Here is an 18373-nt window from a genome sequence, read left to right as displayed (position 1 = left end):
AGATGGACCCCATGGCGAAGACCGGTACGACGACCCAGGGGCTCCGCGCGGCGATCGAGCGCAGCGGCTATTACCCGGCCCTTGTGGCCGAGGCGGTGGAGGCCGCCGTCGGCGGCGAGCCCATCGCCTCGTACCTGGTGCACCAGGAGACCACCTTCGACGCGAACGAAGTGCGCCGCCATGTGACGGTCCTGGTACTCACGGACAACCGGTTCATCGTCAGCCACACCGACGAGCAGAACGCCGACACCAGCTCCCCGACGCCGTACGCCACCACCTCCACGGAGTCCGTGAAGCTCGGGCGGATCTCGTCGGTCGTGGTGAGCCGCGTCGTCGCCAACCCCGAGTCGTACACCCCGGGCACCCTGCCCCGCGAGGTCGTCCTCACCATCGGCTGGGGCGCGGTCTCCCGGCTCGACCTGGAGCCCGCCGCGTGCGGCGACCCGAACTGCGACGCCGACCACGGCTACACCGGCAACTCCACCGCCGACGACCTGAGCCTCAGGGTCAGCGAGGCCGGCGACGGCCCCGACACGGTCCGCCAGACCTTGGCCTTCGCCCAGGCGCTGTCCGAGGCGACCGCGGCGACCGGCCGCTGATGGCACAGCCCGCCTGGCAGGACGATCCCGAACCCCTCGCCCTCGACACCGCGCCCGTCCCCGAGTACGGCACCGGATCCCTCGCCGATCTGCTGCCCACGCTCGTGGCGGGCCAGGGCGTGCCCGGGTTCGAGCAGCGCATCGCCGGGCTCGCGCCCGCCGACCGCAACTGCGTCTTCCTGATCGACGGCCTCGGCTGGGAGCAGATCAAGGCCCACCCCGACGAGGCCCCCTATCTCCACTCCCTGCTCGGCACCTCCCGCGGCAACACCGGCCGTCCCATAACGGCCGGGTTCCCCGCCACCACCGCCACCTCGCTGGCCTCGGTCGGTACGGGCCTGCCCCCTGGCGAGCACGGCCTGCCCGGGTACACCGCGCGCAACCCGGACACCGGCGAGCTGATGAACCAGCTCCGCTGGAAGCCCTGGACCGACCCACACGCCTGGCAGCCGTACCCGACCGTCTTCCAGCTCGCCGACCGGGACGGCGTGCACACCGCCCAGGTGTCGTCGCCGACGTTCGAGCACACCCCGCTCACCAAGATCGCCCTCAGTGGCGGCAGCTTCCTCGGGAGGCTCTCCGGCGAGGACCGCATGGACCTCGCCGCCGACCAACTCGCCGCCGGTGACCGGTCGTTGGTCTACACGTACTACTCCGACGTCGACGGCAAGGGCCACCGCTTCGGCGTCGACTCCGACGCCTGGCGCGGCCAGCTGATGTACGTCGACCGGCTCGTTCAGCGCCTCGCCGAACAGCTCCCACCCCGCGCGGCCCTCTACGTCACCGCCGACCACGGCATGATCGACATCCCCTTCGACGAGCAGTCCCGCATCGACTTCGACGAGGACTGGGAGCTGCGCGCGGGGGTCGCCCTGCTCGGCGGCGAGGGCCGGGCCCGCCATGTGTACGCGGTGCCGGGTGCCCAGGCCGACGTGCTGACCTGCTGGCGCGAGGTGCTCGGCGAGCAGTTCTGGGTCGCGAGCCGCGAGGAGGCCGTCGCGGCGGGCTGGTTCGGCCCGCGTATCGACGAGCGCGTTCACGGCCGGATCGGCGACGTGGTCGCCGCCGCCCGCGACGACGTGGTCATCACCGCCTCGCGCCGCGAGCCCCACGAGTCCGCCATGGTCGGCATGCACGGCTCGATGACCGAGGTGGAGCAGCTCGTGCCGCTCCTCGAAGTGCGCTCGTAGCAACCCCCCTCCATAGACCTGAAAGGCCGTCAACTTCCCATGCCCGAGCTGGTGTTCTTCTCCGGAACGATGGACTGCGGAAAGAGCACCCTCGCTCTTCAGATCGAGCACAACCGCTCCGCGCGCGGCCTCCAGGGCATGATCTTCACGCGGGACGACCGCGCGGGCGAGGGCAAGCTGTCCTCCCGGCTCGGTCTGGTCACCGACGCGGTCGAGGCCGCCGACGGCTTCGACTTCTACGGCTACCTCGTCGCCCACCTCTCCCAGGGCGGCCGCTGCGACTACGTCATCGCCGACGAGGCCCAGTTCCTCGCGCCCGGACAGATCGACCAGCTCGCGCGGGTCGTGGACGACCTCGAACTCGACGTGTTCGCCTTCGGGATCACCACCGACTTCCGCTCCAAGCTGTTCCCCGGCTCGCAGCGCCTGGTCGAACTCGCCGACCGCGTCGAGGTGTTGCAGGTCGAAGCGCTGTGCTGGTGCGGCGCCCGCGCCACCCACAACGCCCGCACCATAGGCGGCGAGATGGTGGTCGAGGGCGCTCAGGTCGTCGTCGGCGACGTCAACCAGTCAGCCGACGAGATCGGTTACGAGGTGCTGTGCCGGCGCCACCACCGCCGTCGGATGACGTCCGCCGCGGCCCGCGCCGCCGCCCTCTCCCCGGACGTCCTCCCGATCGACGCCGAGTCCGGCGCGCCGGCCGTACGAGCCTGACCCTCCGAGGCTCGCGCCTGGGCCACCCGAGTGCGTCCCAGGCTCACTCGTCCTCAACCGGCGTGCGCGACAAGGGACTTGGGCTCACTCGTTGGACCGTACGAGAGTGAAGACGGCACCCTCCGGATCGGCGACCGTCGCCACCCGTCCGCTCGACCCCTCGTGCGGCTGCTGAAGCACCTGCCCGCCGAGGTTGGTGACCCGTAGCGCCGCCTCGTCCACGTCCGCCGCCTCGAAGTACGTCATCCAGTGCGCGCCCTTGTCGCGCGCCAGCGCATGGCCCACACCGTGCAGCGAGGCCACCGGGCGGCCCGCCAGACGCAGCGTCACATAGTCGAAGTCGGCCGAGACGACCGCGTCCAGGTCGTAGCCGAACACCGCCTGGTAGAACTTGCCGACCGACGCGGTCTCGCGCGTGACCAGCTCGTTCCAGGTGGGGGTGCCGGGTGCGCCGGCGATCGCCGTGCCCACGTGCGCACCGGCCTGCCAGATCCCGAACACCGCGCCCGCCGGGTCCGAGGCGATCGCGAGCCGGCCCGCCACCCCGGCGTCCAGCGGCCCGACCCCGACGGTCCCGCCGCAGTGGCGGATCGTCTCGGCCGTCTCGTCCGCGTCGTCGGTGGCCAGATACGTCGTCCAGGCGATCGGCAGATGCCGGTCGGGCGGCAGTTGACCGATACCGGCGATCTCCCTGCCGTCGAGCAACGCGCGGACGTACGGGCCGAGCTGCTGCGGTCCCGGCCGGAACTCCCAGCCGAACAGCGCTCCGTAGAACTCCTGGGTCGCGGCCAGACCGTGCACCATGAGACTCACCCAGCAGGGCGTGCCAGGTGTGCGCCGGGTCTCCGACTGGGTCATCGTCACTCTCTCCTCGGCCGTCGCCATCGTGCTGCTCGGGGGTGCCCTTCGGCGAACCGCGCACCCGGGCCGATGCTTCCACCACCGGGGCCCCACCGCGCCCCGGCCGCGCCGCTTTTGGCGCGTTCCCGCAGGAGGATGCCCGCTTTGAGGGCTCTCATCCGTTTCGCGACCGTTACGTTACGAGCGGCTCCTGCGCGAAGATGGCCCCCATGAACGCCACCATCACTGCATCCGAACTCGCCGCCGAGGCGGCGGGGCCCCGGCCCCCGGTCCTGCTCGACATCCGCTGGCAGTTGAGCCTGGCGAAGGCGGCGGGGGCCGCCCCGTTCGACGGCCGCGCCGAGTACGCGGCCGGGCACATCCCCGGCGCCGTGTTCGTGGACCTCGACGCGGAACTCGCCGGACCGCCCGGAACCGGCGGGCGCCACCCGCTCCCGGATGTGGCCGAATTCGGTGCGGTCATGCGGCGGGCGGGCGTGTCGGCCGGGACGCCGGTCGTCGTCTACGACGGCGGGCAGGGCTGGGCCGCCGCCCGCGCCTGGTGGCTGCTGCGCTGGGCCGGCCACCCGGACGTACGGGTCCTCGACGGCGGGCTCGCGGCCTGGACGGGCGGGCTGTCCACCGAGATCCCCACGCCCGCCGAAGGCGACTTCCGGCCCGCCCCGGGCGCGGTCAAGCTCCTCGACGCGGACGCCGCGGCGGACCTCGCCCGCTCCGGACTGCTTCTCGACGCCCGCGCGGGGGAGCGCTACCGAGGCGACGTGGAGCCGATCGACCGGATCGGCGGGCACATCCCGGGCGCGGTATCCGCCCCCACCACCGAGAACGTGGGCCCCGACGGCTGCTTCCTGCCCGCCGACGAACTCGCCGCCCGCTTCAAGGCACTCGGCGCCGCGGACAGCGAGGTTGGCGTCTACTGCGGCTCCGGTGTCTCCGGCGCTCATGAGGTGCTGGCGCTTGCGGTAGCGGGCATCCCGGCGGCGCTGTACGCCGGTTCGTGGTCCGAGTGGTCGTCGGACGAGTCCCGGCCGGTGGCGACGGGCCCCGAACCGCAGTAGTCGCAAGGTTGCCGGGGTCCGCACGCGGTGTGCGTGCGGACCCCGGCGCCGAACCGAATTCGCTGAAGTGGGGGAGGTGTCCGCCGGCCACCTCCCCCTGTTCAGTCCTGCTTCTTCCTGCGGGTCCCGAACACGATCTCGTCCCAGCTCGGCACCGCGGCCCGGCGCCCCGGACGGACGCCGTCCGCCTCGGCCTGGCGGTCGGTGGTGCCGGTGAGCCGGTCGCGGTGACCGGCCACGGTGCGCGGCATCAGCACGTCCGCGTACGCCGACCCCGCTCCCGCCGAAGCGGCCGGCGCGGGTGGCTCCTCGGCCTCCGGCTCGGCGACCGGTTCGGCCTCCGGCGGCTCGGGCGGCGTCGAGGGACGCTCGGGTACGACCATGTCGCCGCGGAAGCTCGGTACGGCTTCGAGCAGGCTGGTCAGCGAGTCGCTCTCGTCCGCGACCGGTTCCGGCGGCGGCGCGGGCCGCTCCAACTGCCGGTCCAGGGCGCGGTCCAGTGGCCGGTCCCGGGGCAGCCGCGCGATCCTCGGCACGAACGGGAAGCTGGGCTCGGGAACCGTGGTGATGGTGTCGTCGGACTCGCCGATCAGCGAACGGGCCTCGTCGTCGACGGCCTGCACGAGCCTGCGCGGCGGGTCGTAGGTCCAGCTCGCCGAGTGCGGCTCGCCCGCGACCAGGTACACGAGCAGGACTTCCCAGGTGCCGTCGTCGCGGCGCCAGGAATCCCACTGGACGCTCTCCTTGTCGGCGCCGCGCAGCAGCAGCCGCTCCTGCACCGCCTCACCGAGCTGGGGGCCGGTGTTCTCGCCCGGACGCCGCACGGGGGTCTTCCGTGCCCGCTCCGCCATGAAGGCGCGCTCCGCGAGGACGGGGCCTTCGAACCGGCGCACGCGGTCGACCGGAATACCGGCGAACTGGGCGACCTCCTCGGCGGAGGCACCGGCTCGTATCCGCGCCTGGATGTCGCGCGGCCGGAGGTGGCTCTCCACCTCGATCTCGATCTGTCCGAGGCGGGCCCGGTCGTTGCGCACAGCGGCGCGGAGCCGCTCGTCGATCGGAAGCGTGTACTCCGTGCTGTCCGCAGCCTTGAGCACCAGTCGTGTGCCGTCGTTGGAGACGGCCACGACACGCAGTTCGGGCATGGGGACCTCCCGGGTGGTGCCTGCCGACGTCACGTGCGTCGCTGCTTCCGCTAGTCGAGTGTGGCCTGCCCGGGTGCAGCCTGCCACAACATTGCCGAGTTGCCCGGCGTGTCGGGCATGGGCCCTGGAACGCCGTTATGGCACGGTTACCTTTTCGCAACGCAGAGTGACCGGTCTGGTCACTCTGTGCAGCAGGCGCCCGTGCGGTGCCGCGGCGCCGCCGGTTCGAGTGCCGCTTTCGGCCCCCTCCCGTAGTCCCGGATACCCGTGTGGGACCCGGGGCCCAGGGCTCGCCACAGTACTCCATTCGGGCCACCTGGGTGGACCGGCGCGCCGCCGAAGTTCTCGCGGGGTACGGGAGTTGGGGTCGCCGCCCCGCGTCCCCACCTGCCCTCCACGTGTCTTGCTTCACACAATCCCCGAAAGTGGAACTATTCGCTTCGCTCAAATGTCCCTTCTCTGTGCAAGACGGACGAGAAGGGCGAACAGAGGCTGGGGATGGGTGACAAGCAGGGCACCGGGACAGAAGACAACAAGCGCATCGACCTGAGCGTGCCTCAGGTGGCGGGCAGCGCACTCGCCGCGGTCACCGCCGCGGTGCTGGCCTCCACGCTGGGCGTGTACGGGACGTTCATCGGTGCCGGCGTGGTGAGCGTGGTCGCCACATGTGGCGGCACCGTCTTCCAGCACTTCTTCAGGCGGACCGGCGAGCAGCTGCGCGAGGTGACCGTGCAGGCCAAGGTCGGCTCCCGCCACGTGCCTGTGGTCTCCCCCTACAAGAAGGCAGTCCAGGACGAGACCACCGTGCTGCCGCGGGCCGACGCGGACCGCACCCAACTGCTCAAGTCCGTCGACGAGACCCAGCTGCCACGGTCCGGCGCCCGCCCGGCCCGGGAGTTCAACGACGCGACCGTGCACGGCACCCGGCTGCGCGGGTGGAAGCGGCCCCTGCTCGCGGCCGCCGTCGTCTTCGGGGTGTCGATGGGCGGCATCACCGCGTACGAGCTGGTCTCCGGCAGTGAGGTCGGCGGCCACGGCTCCGGCACCACCCTGCAATCCGTGCTCACCGGCGGCGGCGAGAAGCGGACGCCACCGGACAACGCGCCGTCGGATGCCGAGGACGGGCGCAAGCCCTCGCCCGGCAGCGGTGGTTCGTCGTCGCCGGGTGCCGGCGACGGGGCGACGCCCGGAGGCGACTCGGCCAAGCCCGACCCCTCGTCCTCGCCGTCCCCCTCGAAGTCCCATGACGCGGGCTCAGGTTCGACCTCCGGATCCGGGTCCGGCTCCGGCGGTACGACTCCGACGCCCACCCCGTCGCAGCCGACGGGCTCCGCGACGAACGGATCCGCCACCGGAACCGGGAGTTCCGGCGGGCCGGGCACCCCGGAGAGCCGGTCCGGGAGCACTCCCACCCCGTAGGCCGGTCAGTCGCCGAGGACGCGCCGCAGGTAGTCGTTGGCGAACCGGCGCTCCGGGTCGAGCCGGTCACGCAGGGCGGTGAACTCGGCGAAGCGCGGGTAGACCTCGGAGAAGTAACCGGCGTCGCGCGTATGCACCTTGCCCCAGTGCGGCCGCCCCGCGTGCGCGGTCATGATCCGCTCGACCGCGGTGAAGTACGCCTGGTACGGAGTGCCCTTGTACATGTGCACGGCTATGTACGCGCTCTCGCGGCCCGAGGCGGTGGAGAGCGCGATGTCGTCGGCGGGGGCGGTGCGCACCTCCACCGGGAAGCTCACCCGCAGCGGTGAACGCTCCACCAGCGCCTTCACCTCGCGCAGCGCTCCCACCACCGCCTCGCGGGGCAGTGCGTACTCCATCTCCGTGAACCGCACGCGGCGCGGGCTTGTGAAGACCTTGTACGGAATGTCGGTGTACGTGCGGGCGGAGAGCGCCCGGCTGGACAGCTTCGCGATCGACGGGATCGTCGCGGGCACCGCGCGGCCCAGTGAACACACCACCTGGAAGAGCCCGTTGGACATGAACTCGTCCTCGATCCAGCCGCTCAGCCTGCCGGGCGGAGCGGCGGGGCCGGCGCTGCGATTGTTGCGCTTGGTGTTGCAGTTGCCGGTGTGCGGGAACCAGTAGAACTCGAAATGCTCGTTCTCCGCGAAGAGTTCCCCGAAATCGGAGGTGACCTTGTCGAAGGTCATCGGCTCCTCGCGGGCGGTGAGCAGGAAGACCGGCTCGACGGCGAAGGTGATCGCGGTGACCACGCCGAGGGCGCCGAGACCGATCCGGGCCGCCGCGAAGACGTCGGGGTTCTCCTTCTCGGAGCAGGTCAGCAGTGAGCCGTCCGCCGTCACCAGCTCAAGTCCCTTGATCTGGGCGGAGATCGAGGCCGAATCGCGGCCGGTGCCGTGTGTTCCGGTGCTGGTGGCGCCCGCCACCGTCTGCTCCATGATGTCGCCCATGTTCGTGAGCGACAGGCCCTCCCTGGCCAGCGCCGCGTTCAGCCGCTTCAGCGGCGTGCCGGCCTCCACGGTGACGGTCAGCGCCGTCCGGTCGATGCCGCGGATGCCCGTCAGCAGATCGGGGCGTATGAGCACGCCGTCGGTGGCCGCCACCGCGGTGAAGGAGTGGCCGGTGCCGACCGCCTTCACCTTCAGCCCGTCCTCGGCCGCCCGGCGCACAACGTCCGCGAGCTCGGCCGCCGAGGCCGGGGAGACTTCCCTCGCCGGGCGGGCGGTGACGTTCCCCGCCCAGTTACGCCAGGTGCTGCTGCCGTTCGCTCCGCTCATCTGCTTCGAGCCCCTCCCGATGCGGCACCGGCCTGCGAAGCCGGCGGTACCCCAGGAACGCCACCGCGGCCGCGAGCGTTCCCGCCACGACGGACACCAGGTACCCCGCCTCGGCGCCCGAGGCGTCCACCACCCAACCCGCGGCGGAGGAGCCGAGCGCCACACCCACCGCGAGCCCGGTACTGGTCCAGGTCATGCCCTCGGTGAGCCTGCTGCGCGGTACGTGCTGTTCGACGAGGGCCATCGTCGTCACCATCGTCGGCGCGATGGACAGGCCCGCGACAAAGAGCGCCACGGCAAGGAACGGCAGGTTCCCGGCCAGTTGGAGCGGGATCATACTCACCGCCATCGCACAGACACCCACCAGCCACCTGGTCGACGCCGCGCCCTTGAGGCGCAGCAGCCCGAACACCGCTCCCGCCATGCAGGAGCCCAGCGCGTACACGGCGAGCACCAGGCTGGCCATCGCCTTGTGGCCGCGTTCGTCGGCGAAGGCCACGGTGACGACGTCGACCGAGCCGAAGATGGCGCCGGTGGCGACGAAGGTGGCGACCAGGACCTGTAGTCCGCGCGAGTCGAGCGCGGAGCGGCCGGTGTGGTGTTCGCGCGGATGCGGCACGGGTTCGGTGGCGCGCTGGGCGGTCAGCCAGAACACGCCGGCCACCAGGAAGCAGGCCGCGATCAGCGGGCCCGCCTCGGCGAACCACGCGGTGGAGAGCCCGATGGAGAGGATCGGCCCCACGATGAAGCACAGCTCGTCGACGATCGACTCCCACGAGTACGCCGTGTGCAGGTTCTGCGCGTCGCCCCGGTATATCTCGGCCCAGCGGGCCCGGACCATCGAGCCGACGCTCGGCACGCAGCCGGCGCCCGCCGCGAAGACGAACAGGGTCCAGTCCGGGGCGCCCTGCTGGGCGCAGACGAGGAGTCCCGCGACGGCGGCGACGGCGACGATGGTGGCCGGGCGCAGTACGCGGCGCTGGCCGTGCCGGTCCACGAGCCGGGATATCTGGGGGCCGAGCACGGCGGCCGACATGGCGAGCGTCGCGGAGAGCGCCCCGGCCAGGCCGTAGCGGCCGGTGAGCTGGGAGACCATGGTCACGATGCCGATGCCCATCATCGACAGCGGCATCCGGCCGAGCAGGCCGGCTGCGGAGAACCCCTTGCTGCCGGGGGCGGCGAAGATCGCGCGATAGGGACTGGGCAACGGGGACTCCGGTATCCGGCGTGACGCGTGTAATTAATTCCTAAAGCGTACGATGCTGAAGTCGACTGGCGCACCGCCTTTTCCGGGGCCCACCCCCGGCTCGGCTCACCGCTTGTCAGAGGCGGATGGCAGGATCGGAACCATGTCCGAACTGCGCGATCCAGCTCCCGGAGCAGCCGCGGCCGCCGCTCCGTACGACGCCCTGCTGCTGCTCTCCTTCGGGGGCCCCGAAGGCCCCGACGACGTGGTCCCGTTCCTGGAGAACGTGACGCGCGGCCGCGGCATCCCCAAGGAGCGGCTCAAGGAGGTGGGGCAGCACTACTTCCTGTTCGGCGGGGTGAGCCCCATCAACGAGCAGAACCGCGCGCTGCTCGACGCGCTGCGCAAGGACTTCGCCGACAACAGCGTGGACCTGCCGGTCTACTGGGGCAACCGCAACTGGGCGCCCTATCTGACCGACACCCTGCGCGAGATGACCGCCGACGGCCACCGCCGCATCGCCGTCCTCACCACCAGCGCGTACGCCTCGTACTCGGGCTGCCGCCAGTACCGCGAGAACCTCGCGGAGGCCCTGGCCACCCTGGAGGCCGAGGGCCTCAAGGTGCCGAGGGTCGACAAGCTGCGGCACTATTTCAACCACCCCGGTTTCGTGCGCCCCGTGATCGACGGCGTCCTCGCCTCGCTCGCGGAACTGCCCGAGGGCGTCCGTGCGGGCGCCCACCTCGCCTTCACCACGCACTCCATCCCGCAGGCGGCCGCCGACACCTCGGGACCCGTCGACGAGCACGGTGACGGCGGTGCCTACGTCCGCGAACACCTCGACGTGGCGCAGGTCGTCGCCGACGCCGTCCGTGAGCGCACCGGTGTCGAGCGGCCCTGGCAGCTCGTCTACCAGTCCCGCTCCGGCGCCCCGCACATCCCCTGGCTGGAACCCGACATCTGCGACCACCTGGAGGCGCTGCACGGCGCGGGCGCCCCGGCCGTCGTCATGGTCCCCATCGGCTTCGTCTCCGACCACATGGAAGTGCTGTACGACCTCGACACGGAGGCCACCGCCAAGGCGGCCGAGCTCGGCCTGCCCGTCGCCCGCTCCGCCACCGTCGGCGCCGACCCGCGGTTCGCCGCGGCCGTGCGCGACCTCGTCCTGGAGCGGGCCGCGAGTGAGCGCGGACTGCCCGCCGAGCGGTGCGCCCTGGGCGCGCTCGGCCCCTCGCACGATCTGTGCGCCGTCGGCTGCTGCCCGGCCGCCCGCGGCGCCGCCAAGCCGGCGGCGGCCGGCGCCGACAGCCCGTACGCGTGAAGGCCTGGTCCCACCCCCGCCCCAAGGAGCGACCATGACCGACCCCCTGCACCGCGAACTGCTCGGCCTCGCGCTGGAGGCCGCGCGGCGGGCCGGCGAGCTGCTGCGCGACGGCCGCCCGGCCGACCTCGCCGTCGCCGCCACCAAGACCAGCCCCATCGACGTGGTGACCGAGATGGACATCGCCGCCGAAAAGCTGATCACCGGCTACCTCGGTGAGCGACGCCCACACGACGGCTTCCTCGGTGAGGAGGGCGCGTCCAGCGAGGGCACCAGCGGCGTCCGCTGGGTCATCGACCCGCTCGACGGAACCGTCAACTACCTGTACGGGCTGCCCACTTGGGCCGTCTCCATCGCCGCCGAACAGGACGGCCGGCGGGTGGCGGGCGTCGTCGCGGCCCCGATGCGCGGCGAGACCTACCACGCCGTCCTCGGCGGCGGCGCCTTCGAGGGCGAGCGCCCGCTGCGCTGCCGCCCGCCGGCCCCGCTGTCCCAGTCCCTGGTGGCGACCGGATTCGCCTACGTCCAGTCCGTACGCGCCCACCAGGCGGACGTGGCCCAGCGGCTGATCCCGCGGTTCCGCGACATCCGCCGCGGTGGTTCGGCGGCCATCGACCTGTGCGACGTGGCCGCGGGCCGCCTCGACGGGTACTACGAGCGCGGTCTGAACCCCTGGGACCTGGCGGCCGGTGACCTCATCGCTCGCGAGGCCGGCGCGCTCACCGGCGGCCGACCCGGCACACCGGCCTCCGGGGAGCTGGCGATCGCCGCCTCCCCGCAGCTCTTCGGCCCGCTCCAGGCGCTCCTGGAGGAGCACGGCGCCTGGCACGACTGAGCGCCGCAACCCCCGGGCATGACGAAACCCCGGCGCCGTCCCGTGGCGCCGGGGTTTCCTGGTGGGTGGGGTCAGTGCGCTACGGCTACCTCGACGCCGTGCTCGGCGGCCAGACGATGCAGATCGTCCAGCTCGGCCTGCTCCACGTCGACGAGGAAGTCGTCGCCGGTCTCGCGCGCCCGTGTGAGGTCGGTTTCCGTGGTCCTTATGCGCTGCAGCAGCCCTGCGGTGAAAGCGTCCATGGTGCGCCCCCTCGTCGTGGGTCGGTGGCACAGGGGTGTGCCGACGGTGGGTTGCGACCACGACATCAAGATGTGGCATGCCACATACAGGGCGTGATCGCGGGGTGTGCAGTCGTCCTCCCCACACCCACTCTCAAAGAAACCTCAACTGCCGCGGTAATCCTGTCTATTCCCGCTGAAGCCCGCCTGCGTGGCTGGAAACCGCAGGTGGCCGCCGCTGGGAGCCTCGCACCGTCTTACCGCCGGTTTATGGGCGTACGGGGCAGGATGGATGCTCACAGTCACTGGTTCAGTGCAGAGATCTGCCCGCGGACGACGCGGGTCCCTAGGGAAGGAAATGCGCCGTGCGCGTACTCGTCGTCGAGGACGAGCAACTGCTCGCCGATGCGGTGGCCACCGGACTGCGCCGGGAGGCCATGGCCGTCGACGTCGTGTACGACGGCGCCGCGGCCCTGGAGCGGATCGGCGTGAACGACTACGACGTCGTCGTCCTCGACCGTGACCTCCCGCTCGTCCACGGCGACGACGTCTGCCGCAAGATCGTCGAGCTGGGCATGCCCACCCGGGTCCTGATGCTGACCGCGGCCGGAGACGTCAGCGACCGCGTGGAGGGCCTGGAGATCGGCGCGGACGACTACCTGCCCAAGCCCTTCGCCTTCACCGAGCTGACCGCCCGCGTGCGTGCGCTCGGCCGGCGCACCACCGTGCCGCTGCCGCCCATCCTGGAGCGCGCCGGCATCAAGCTGGACCCCAACCGCCGGGAGGTCTTCCGCGAGGGCAGGGAGATCCAGCTCGCGCCGAAGGAGTTCGCGGTTCTTGAGGTCCTCATGCGCAGCGAAGGAGCCGTGGTCTCGGCCGAACAGCTCCTGGAGAAGGCCTGGGACGAGAACACCGACCCGTTCACCAACGTGGTGCGCGTGACCGTCATGACGCTGCGGCGCAAGCTCGGCGAGCCCCCGGTGATCGTCACCGTGCCCGGCTCGGGATACCGGATCTGACGGCGATGGCCGCGAGTCCCGCGCCGCCCACGGCGCCTCCCAAACCGACCTGGGCCCCCAAGAGCGCCGAACCACCGTTCCCCTGGCTGCGCCCCACCATCCGGATACGCCTCACGCTGCTCTACGGCGGCATGTTCATGATTGCCGGGATACTGCTCCTGTCGATCATCTACCTGCTCGCCGCCCAGGCCCTGCACGCGGGCAGCACCCCCTTCAAGATCGTGGGGGCCCAGAACCTCACGCTGTCCTCCAGCAACTGCCAGCTCCCCAGGAGCGGCACGGTCGCGGAGTTCAACGACGCGATCAGCACCTGCATGGCCCAGCAGCGGCAGCAGGCCCTGGACAACCTCCTGAGCCGCTCCCTGCTCGCCCTGGTCGGCCTCAGCGTCATCGCCTTCGCCTTCGGGTACGCGATGGCCGGACGGGTGCTCTCGCCGCTCGGCCGGATCACCCGCACCGCCCGCCGGGTGGCAGGCACGGACCTGAGCCGGCGGATCGAGCTGGACGGTCCCGACGACGAACTCAAGGAACTCTCCGACACCTTCGACGAGATGCTGGACCGCCTGGAGCGGGCCTTCACCGCGCAGCAGCGGTTCGTGGCCAACGCCTCGCACGAGCTGCGCACCCCGCTGGCGATCAACCGCACGCTGCTCGAAGTGCACCTCTCCGACCCCGGCGCCCCGGTCGAGCTCCAGCAGCTCGGCAAGACGCTGCTGGCCACCAACGAGCGCAGCGAGCAGCTCGTCGAGGGCCTGCTGCTGCTCGCCCGCAGCGACAACGAGATCATCGACCGCAAGCCGGTGGACCTCGCCGAGGTCGCCTCCCGCGCCATCGACCAGGTGCGGAGCGAGGCCGAGGCCAAGAGTGTGGAGATCAAGGGCGAGCGGGCCCTCGCGGTCGTTCAGGGCAACGGCGTGCTGCTGGAGCGCATCGCGCTGAACCTGGTCCAGAACGCGGTCCGCTACAACATCCCCGAAGGCGGCTGGGTCGAAGTGGTCACCGAGCTCAAGGACGGCCATGCGACGCTGCTGGTGTCGAACACGGGGCCAGTGGTCCCCGCGTATGAGATCGACAACATCTTCGAGCCGTTCCGGCGGCTGCGCACCGAGCGCACCGGCAGCGACAAGGGGGTCGGTCTGGGCCTCTCCATCGCCCGGTCGGTCGCGCGGGCTCACGGAGGCCGTATCATCGCGGAGCCCCGCGAAGGCGGCGGCCTCGTGATGCGTGTCACCCTGCCGGTCTGAGACGCTGCTCGAAGCTGTTTCGGCAGTTCGCTTTGCGCGGAATTTTCGGGACCCGTTCCCAAGAGTTTCGTGTGTGTTCAGTCACAAAGGCAAACTTCCGACCACCTACTCTCCGTGATCGTTGAATCCCCTGGAAACCCGGGAAAAGTACGGGTTTCCAGGGGGTGAGATCACGGGAAGTACACGGGGTGGCACTCGTGAAGTGCGACCTGAGGACCGTGTACGGTCCCGATCGCCATCCAAGACGATCACTCTTGAGGAGTGCGGTTGGGTGTCGATTGAGTAACAGACCTTGATGTGAGGCAAAATCTCCGCCTCAGGTCGGGCACAAGTCCGGCCTCTCACGCGTTACGTGCGCTGAGACACCGCAACCACCCAGAGGGGGAGAGCGACATGGCAACGGACTACGACACCCCACGCAAGACCGATGACGACGTCGATTCCGACAGCCTTGAAGAGCTGAAGGCCCGGCGTAACGACAAGTCCACCTCGACTGTCGACGTGGACGAGTACGAGGCCGCCGAAGGCATGGAACTGCCCGGCGCGGACCTCTCCAACGAAGAACTCGCCGTTCGCGTCCTGCCCAAGCAGGCCGACGAGTTCACCTGCATGAGCTGCTTCCTCGTGCACCACCGCAGCCAGCTGGCCCGGGAGAAGAACGGCCAGCCCATCTGCCGCGACTGCGACTGAGCAGGCCGGCGTGGCAAGCGCTGAACCGCCCCGGAAGCGACCGTTCCGGAGGAAGGGTGCCCCGGGTTCCACCGAGGCACCCGAGGGCGGCACAGGCCCGGCAGAAGGCGTTGACGCCGGTGCCGAGCCGAACCGCCTCCCCGCGGTGAGCGCTGCCGACGGTGCACGTGACGCCGGGCGGGGCCGGTCGGCCTCGCTCGAAGCAGCCGTCACGGCAGCGGATACGGGGGAAGAAGAGGCGGGGCCCGCGGCCGGGGCCCGACGCCTGGACGCCCTGCGCAGGGGCGCTCTCGACAAGGGCATTCCCGCCCTCAGGAAGAGCGTTCCGGTGCTCAAGAAGGGCGTACGCAAGGGCGGCGAAGGCGTGAAGGCCTCGCTCGGCCACCTTGCCGACCGGATCATCTACATCGCCCCCCGCGTTCCCGTGCGGGACCTGGCGACGCTGCGCGCGCACTTCCCGGGCCTCGGCCCGGAGGAGATCGCCGACAAACTGATCGCGGGCGCGGCCAACGGCACCTCCACGGTCGGTGCGGGCATCGGCGCGGCCGCGATGCTGCCCGTACCGTCCGCGCTGCCCGCGGAAATGGCCGCCGAGATCACCGGGGTCGCCGCGATCGAGCTGAAGCTCATCGCCGAGCTGTACGAGGTCTACGGGATGCGGCCGCCGGGCCCGCTCACGCAGCGCTCCATGGCGTATCTGGCGACCTGGACCGAGGAACGCGGCATCGATGTCACCAAGCCGACGACGCTCAACGTCGCGCTCGGCGGCCAGATGAAGCGCGAGCTGCGCCAGCAGATCACGAAGCGCATGGTCCGCAACCTGCCGAACCTGACGCCGTTCATGATCGGCGCGGCCGTCGGTGCCGTGATGAACCGCCACGACACCAAGAAGCTCGCCGCGCACATCAGGAACGACCTGCGCAGCCGCCAGGTGCCCTGGGACGCGCTGCCCGATCTCCCCGCCCTGGAACAGCCGGACAATCTGCTGCCCGAGGGAAAGCACCTCGGGGAACTCGGCCGCTGACGGCCGGCCCGTGCTGGGCGGTCAGGCCGCGCGGACCGCGTTCAGCGCCGTCTTCAGCGCCTCGGGGTCGCGGGTCGAGAGGTAGACGTACGGAGTCGGGTCCGCCGGGTCCGTGATCTCCACCTTGACCGCCGTCGGGATGTACGCCCGCAGCAGCATGAACGCGCGCGGATCGGCCTTGTGCAGCCGCCAGGCACGAGCCTCCTCGGCGTCGAGCACCTCGGCCTCGCCCAGCGCCCGCACCGGAATCCGGGCCTCCCCGGCGACCAGCGTGTCCGCGAGCACCCGGATCCGCACCGATCCGTAGGAACTCACCACGACCCAGGACACCGCCGTGCCGCCCACCAGGCCGGCCAGCATCGGCAGGGTGCCCACCGGCAGCAGCATCAGTGCGCAGGCGAAGCCGACCAGGCCGGAGATGAACCACCAGGAGCGGGGCGCGGTGAGGCGTTCTGCGTACTGCGGGGCGTTGGGCTGCATGAAACCAAGCTTGGCACGGCGCGACCTGCGCCTTGGACCGCGGGTAAGGTCTGCGGCTGTGACTGCTACATCTGCGTCCCTGACGCCCCCGGCCGACGCCATAGCGCCGGTGCGGCACCCCGAGGCGCCCGCACCCGGCGAGCTGCTTGGTGCGCACTACGGGCACTGCTTCGGCTGCGGCGACGGGCAGCCCCACGGTCTGCACCTGGCGGCGCGAGCGGGCGAGGGCGTGACCGTCACCGCCGAGTTCACCGTGCGCGAGGCCCATCAGGGCGCGCCGGGGCTCGCCCACGGCGGGGTGCTGGCCACCGCGCTCGACGAGACGCTCGGTTCGCTGAACTGGCTCCTGCGGGTGATCGCGGTGACCGGCCGTCTTGAGACAGATTTTGCCCGCCCGGTCCCGGTCGGCACGGTCCTGCACCTGGCGGCGGAAGTCACCGCCGTGGCCGGCCGCAAGATCTACTCGCGGGCCACCGGCCGCATCGGGGGCCCCGAGGGGCCCGTGGCGGTCCGGGCCCAGGCCCTGTTCATCGAGGTGAAGGTGGACCACTTCATCGACAACGGGCGCCCGGCAGAGATCCAGGCCGCCATGTCCGACCCCGACCAGCTCAGGCGCGCTCGCGCCTTCGAGGTGAACCCGTGACGCGTGAACCCGTAGACGTCCTCATCCGCCGTGTCGACCCGGAGGTGCCGATCCCGGCGTACGGCCACCCCGGCGACGCCGGTGCCGATCTGGTCACCACCGAGGCCGCCGAACTCGCCCCGGGCGAGCGGACCGTCCTGCCGACCGGCGTCTCCATCGCGCTGCCCGACGGCTACGCGGCCTTCGTGCACCCCCGTTCGGGCCTCGCCGCCCGGTGCGGTGTCGCCCTGGTGAATGCCCCGGGGACGGTGGATGCCGGGTACCGTGGAGAGATCAAGGTGATCGTGGTCAATCTCGACCCGCGCGAGAGCGTGCGGTTCGAGCGTTTCGACCGCATTGCCCAACTGGTCGTCCAGCAGGTCGAGAAGGTGCGCTTCCACGAGGTGGCGGAGCTTCCCGGCTCGGCGCGGGCCGAGGGGGGCTTCGGGTCCACCGGCGGTCATGCCGCCGTGGACGGTTCGACCGCCAGTGGCGGTACTACGGGTGGGAATCGATACGCTTCGGTCGTATCCGACCGGGAAGGACAGTGACGTGTTCGGACGTCGCAAGAAGAGTGGATCCGCGGACGGCGCGGCCGACGCGGCGGGCGAGGCCGAGCAGGTCGTCGACGGCATCGACGATGACATCGAGGCCGCGGACGCGAGCGAGGTGCGCAGGGTGAACCTGCCCCCGGCGCCCCGTCCGGACGGCCCCTGGGACCTCGAAGAGGTCACCGAGCCCGGAGAGGGCCGCGTTGACCTCGGCGGACTCTTCGTCCCCGGGGTCGAGGGCATGGAGCTGCGGGTCGAGGTCGCCGGCGACGCGATCGTCGCGGCCACGGTCGTGCTGAACGACAGTGCGGTCCAGCTGCAGGCCTTCGCGGCACCGAAGAAGGAAGGCATCTGGGGCGAGGTCCGCGAGGAGATCGCCTCCGGCATCACCCAGCAGGGCGGCATCATCGACGAGGTCGAGGGCCCGCTGGGCTGGGAGCTGCGCGCGCAGGTCCCCGTACAGCTGCCGGACGGCACGGGCGGTGTCCAGCTGGTCCGCTTCGTGGGCGTGGACGGCCCGCGCTGGTTCCTGCGCGGTGTCATCTCCGGCCAGGGCGCGGTGCAGCCGCAGGCCGCCGGGCTGCTTGAGACGATCTTCCGCGACACCGTCGTGGTCCGTGGCGAGGGCCCCATGGCGCCCCGCGACCCGATCGTCCTCAAGCTGCCCAACGACGCACAGATGGTGCCCGAGGGCGTCCAGCAGGAGGACCAGGAGGGCTCCCGGTTCTCCGGCGGCATGGGCCAGCTCCAGCGCGGCCCCGAAATCACCGAGGTCCGCTGACTCGGCCGGCGTCCTGAGCGCCGGGTCAATTGGCTTACGGCCCGCGGTAGTTGATCAACGATAATCAACCGCCGCGGGCCGTCGCATTGCGCCG

At 71.3% G+C, this 18373-nt stretch carries 20 protein-coding genes; 14 read left to right on the top strand and 6 right to left on the bottom strand.

The genetic code is table 11. The annotated features are described in order from the left end of the window. Positions 1-11 precede the first annotated feature (11 nt). From OG522_RS09990 to OG522_RS09980, 3 genes are read left to right on the top strand one after another with little or no spacing between them, the layout of a single operon-like run. On the top strand, positions 12-599 hold the full coding sequence (locus OG522_RS09990) for a DUF5998 family protein (protein WP_329462600.1): 588 nt from the start codon (positions 12-14) through the stop codon (positions 597-599). Beyond that, positions 599-1789, top strand: a complete 1191-nt coding sequence (locus OG522_RS09985) for an alkaline phosphatase family protein (protein ID WP_329462599.1) — start codon at positions 599-601, stop codon at positions 1787-1789. Before OG522_RS09990 ends, OG522_RS09985 begins: the two co-directional genes overlap by 1 nt. Before the next feature lie 39 nt (positions 1790-1828). Further along, the gene (locus tag OG522_RS09980; protein ID WP_329462598.1) at positions 1829-2503 is read left to right on the top strand and encodes a thymidine kinase; all 675 of its coding nucleotides are present in this window, start codon (positions 1829-1831) and stop codon (positions 2501-2503) included. Positions 2504-2587: 84 nt separating this feature from the next. Here OG522_RS09980 and OG522_RS09975 read toward each other — a convergent pair whose 3' ends face one another. After that, the gene (locus OG522_RS09975; protein ID WP_329462597.1) at positions 2588-3361 is read right to left on the bottom strand and encodes a VOC family protein; all 774 of its coding nucleotides are present in this window, start codon (positions 3359-3361) and stop codon (positions 2588-2590) included. 212 nt (positions 3362-3573) lie between these two features. Between OG522_RS09975 and OG522_RS09970 the strand changes: the two genes are divergently transcribed. Continuing rightward, on the top strand, positions 3574-4422 hold the full coding sequence (locus OG522_RS09970) for a sulfurtransferase (protein ID WP_329462596.1): 849 nt from the start codon (positions 3574-3576) through the stop codon (positions 4420-4422). Positions 4423-4523: 101 nt separating this feature from the next. On the opposite strand, the gene sepH is transcribed toward OG522_RS09970, so the two are convergent. Next, a complete protein-coding gene (sepH, locus tag OG522_RS09965; RefSeq protein ID WP_329462595.1) occupies positions 4524-5567 on the bottom strand; it encodes a septation protein SepH in 1044 nt (347 codons plus the stop codon). 498 nt (positions 5568-6065) lie between these two features. Between sepH and OG522_RS09960 the strand changes: the two genes are divergently transcribed. Further along, a complete protein-coding gene (locus tag OG522_RS09960) occupies positions 6066-6986 on the top strand; it encodes a hypothetical protein (protein ID WP_329462593.1) in 921 nt (306 codons plus the stop codon). A gap of 5 nt (positions 6987-6991) precedes the next feature. Here OG522_RS09960 and OG522_RS09955 read toward each other — a convergent pair whose 3' ends face one another. Together OG522_RS09955 and OG522_RS09950 are read right to left on the bottom strand one after the other, a co-directional pair. Continuing rightward, the gene (locus OG522_RS09955) at positions 6992-8305 is read right to left on the bottom strand and encodes a D-arabinono-1,4-lactone oxidase (RefSeq protein WP_329462592.1); all 1314 of its coding nucleotides are present in this window, start codon (positions 8303-8305) and stop codon (positions 6992-6994) included. Beyond that, a complete protein-coding gene (locus OG522_RS09950) occupies positions 8271-9512 on the bottom strand; it encodes an MFS transporter (RefSeq protein WP_329462591.1) in 1242 nt (413 codons plus the stop codon). Before OG522_RS09950 ends, OG522_RS09955 begins: the two co-directional genes overlap by 35 nt. A 142-nt stretch (positions 9513-9654) precedes the next feature. Here OG522_RS09950 and OG522_RS09945 point away from each other — a divergent pair, with 142 nt between their 5' ends. Further along, the gene (locus OG522_RS09945; protein ID WP_329462590.1) at positions 9655-10812 is read left to right on the top strand and encodes a ferrochelatase; all 1158 of its coding nucleotides are present in this window, start codon (positions 9655-9657) and stop codon (positions 10810-10812) included. A gap of 34 nt (positions 10813-10846) precedes the next feature. Further along, positions 10847-11647, top strand: a complete 801-nt coding sequence (locus tag OG522_RS09940; protein WP_329462589.1) for an inositol monophosphatase family protein — start codon at positions 10847-10849, stop codon at positions 11645-11647. 71 nt (positions 11648-11718) lie between these two features. Here the strand turns inward: OG522_RS09940 and OG522_RS09935 are convergent, their stop codons facing one another. Beyond that, positions 11719-11889: a hypothetical protein gene (locus OG522_RS09935; protein ID WP_329462588.1), complete on the bottom strand. Its 171-nt coding sequence runs from the start codon at positions 11887-11889 to the stop codon at positions 11719-11721. Between the two features lie 344 nt (positions 11890-12233). On the opposite strand from OG522_RS09935, the gene OG522_RS09930 reads away from it, so the two are divergent. The 4 genes from OG522_RS09930 (at position 12234) to OG522_RS09915 (ending at position 15845) form a co-directional block, all read left to right on the top strand. Continuing rightward, positions 12234-12887 (top strand): response regulator transcription factor, encoded by a 654-nt coding sequence (locus OG522_RS09930; protein WP_053725484.1) that lies wholly within the window; start codon positions 12234-12236, stop codon positions 12885-12887. 5 nt (positions 12888-12892) lie between these two features. Beyond that, positions 12893-14131 (top strand): sensor histidine kinase, encoded by a 1239-nt coding sequence (locus OG522_RS09925; RefSeq protein WP_329462587.1) that lies wholly within the window; start codon positions 12893-12895, stop codon positions 14129-14131. Positions 14132-14524: 393 nt separating this feature from the next. After that, on the top strand, positions 14525-14821 hold the full coding sequence (locus OG522_RS09920) for a DUF4193 domain-containing protein (protein WP_053725482.1): 297 nt from the start codon (positions 14525-14527) through the stop codon (positions 14819-14821). 10 nt (positions 14822-14831) lie between these two features. Then, on the top strand, positions 14832-15845 hold the full coding sequence (locus OG522_RS09915; protein ID WP_329462586.1) for a hypothetical protein: 1014 nt from the start codon (positions 14832-14834) through the stop codon (positions 15843-15845). Positions 15846-15866: 21 nt separating this feature from the next. Here the strand turns inward: OG522_RS09915 and OG522_RS09910 are convergent, their stop codons facing one another. Continuing rightward, on the bottom strand, positions 15867-16325 hold the full coding sequence (locus OG522_RS09910; RefSeq protein ID WP_329462585.1) for a DUF3093 domain-containing protein: 459 nt from the start codon (positions 16323-16325) through the stop codon (positions 15867-15869). 58 nt (positions 16326-16383) lie between these two features. On the opposite strand from OG522_RS09910, the gene OG522_RS09905 reads away from it, so the two are divergent. The 3 genes from OG522_RS09905 to OG522_RS09895 are packed head-to-tail and all read left to right on the top strand — an operon-like array spanning position 16384 to position 18279. Continuing rightward, a complete protein-coding gene (locus OG522_RS09905; RefSeq protein ID WP_329462584.1) occupies positions 16384-16968 on the top strand; it encodes a PaaI family thioesterase in 585 nt (194 codons plus the stop codon). Beyond that, positions 16965-17498 (top strand): dUTP diphosphatase, encoded by a 534-nt coding sequence (dut, locus tag OG522_RS09900; RefSeq protein ID WP_329462583.1) that lies wholly within the window; start codon positions 16965-16967, stop codon positions 17496-17498. Before OG522_RS09905 ends, dut begins: the two co-directional genes overlap by 4 nt. A 1-nt stretch (position 17499) precedes the next feature. Next, a complete protein-coding gene (locus OG522_RS09895; protein ID WP_329462582.1) occupies positions 17500-18279 on the top strand; it encodes a DUF3710 domain-containing protein in 780 nt (259 codons plus the stop codon). Positions 18280-18373 lie beyond the last annotated feature (94 nt).

Origin of the sequence: Streptomyces sp. NBC_01431, assembly GCF_036231355.1 — a bacterium.
In the GTDB taxonomy this organism is placed as follows: Bacteria; Actinomycetota; Actinomycetes; order Streptomycetales; family Streptomycetaceae; genus Streptomyces.
Note: the sequence above shows the minus strand (reverse complement) of the source record. Positions and strands in the feature narration are given on the sequence as shown.

Bases quoted from the DNA above. Each gene is read 5' to 3' on its own strand.
- OG522_RS09990 (WP_329462600.1), top strand. From the start codon at position 12: ATGGCGAAGACCGGTACGACGACCCAGGGGCTCCGCGCGGCGATCGAG.
- OG522_RS09985 (WP_329462599.1), top strand. From the start codon at position 599: ATGGCACAGCCCGCCTGGCAGGACGATCCCGAACCCCTCGCCCTCGAC.
- OG522_RS09980 (WP_329462598.1), top strand. From the start codon at position 1,829: ATGCCCGAGCTGGTGTTCTTCTCCGGAACGATGGACTGCGGAAAGAGC.
- OG522_RS09975 (WP_329462597.1), bottom strand. From the start codon at position 3,361: ATGACCCAGTCGGAGACCCGGCGCACACCTGGCACGCCCTGCTGGGTG.
- OG522_RS09970 (WP_329462596.1), top strand. From the start codon at position 3,574: ATGAACGCCACCATCACTGCATCCGAACTCGCCGCCGAGGCGGCGGGG.
- sepH (WP_329462595.1), bottom strand. From the start codon at position 5,567: ATGCCCGAACTGCGTGTCGTGGCCGTCTCCAACGACGGCACACGACTG.
- OG522_RS09960 (WP_329462593.1), top strand. From the start codon at position 6,066: ATGGGTGACAAGCAGGGCACCGGGACAGAAGACAACAAGCGCATCGAC.
- OG522_RS09955 (WP_329462592.1), bottom strand. From the start codon at position 8,305: ATGAGCGGAGCGAACGGCAGCAGCACCTGGCGTAACTGGGCGGGGAAC.
- OG522_RS09945 (WP_329462590.1), top strand. From the start codon at position 9,655: ATGTCCGAACTGCGCGATCCAGCTCCCGGAGCAGCCGCGGCCGCCGCT.
- OG522_RS09940 (WP_329462589.1), top strand. From the start codon at position 10,847: ATGACCGACCCCCTGCACCGCGAACTGCTCGGCCTCGCGCTGGAGGCC.
- OG522_RS09935 (WP_329462588.1), bottom strand. From the start codon at position 11,889: ATGGACGCTTTCACCGCAGGGCTGCTGCAGCGCATAAGGACCACGGAA.
- OG522_RS09925 (WP_329462587.1), top strand. From the start codon at position 12,893: ATGGCCGCGAGTCCCGCGCCGCCCACGGCGCCTCCCAAACCGACCTGG.
- OG522_RS09920 (WP_053725482.1), top strand. From the start codon at position 14,525: ATGGCAACGGACTACGACACCCCACGCAAGACCGATGACGACGTCGAT.
- OG522_RS09910 (WP_329462585.1), bottom strand. From the start codon at position 16,325: ATGCAGCCCAACGCCCCGCAGTACGCAGAACGCCTCACCGCGCCCCGC.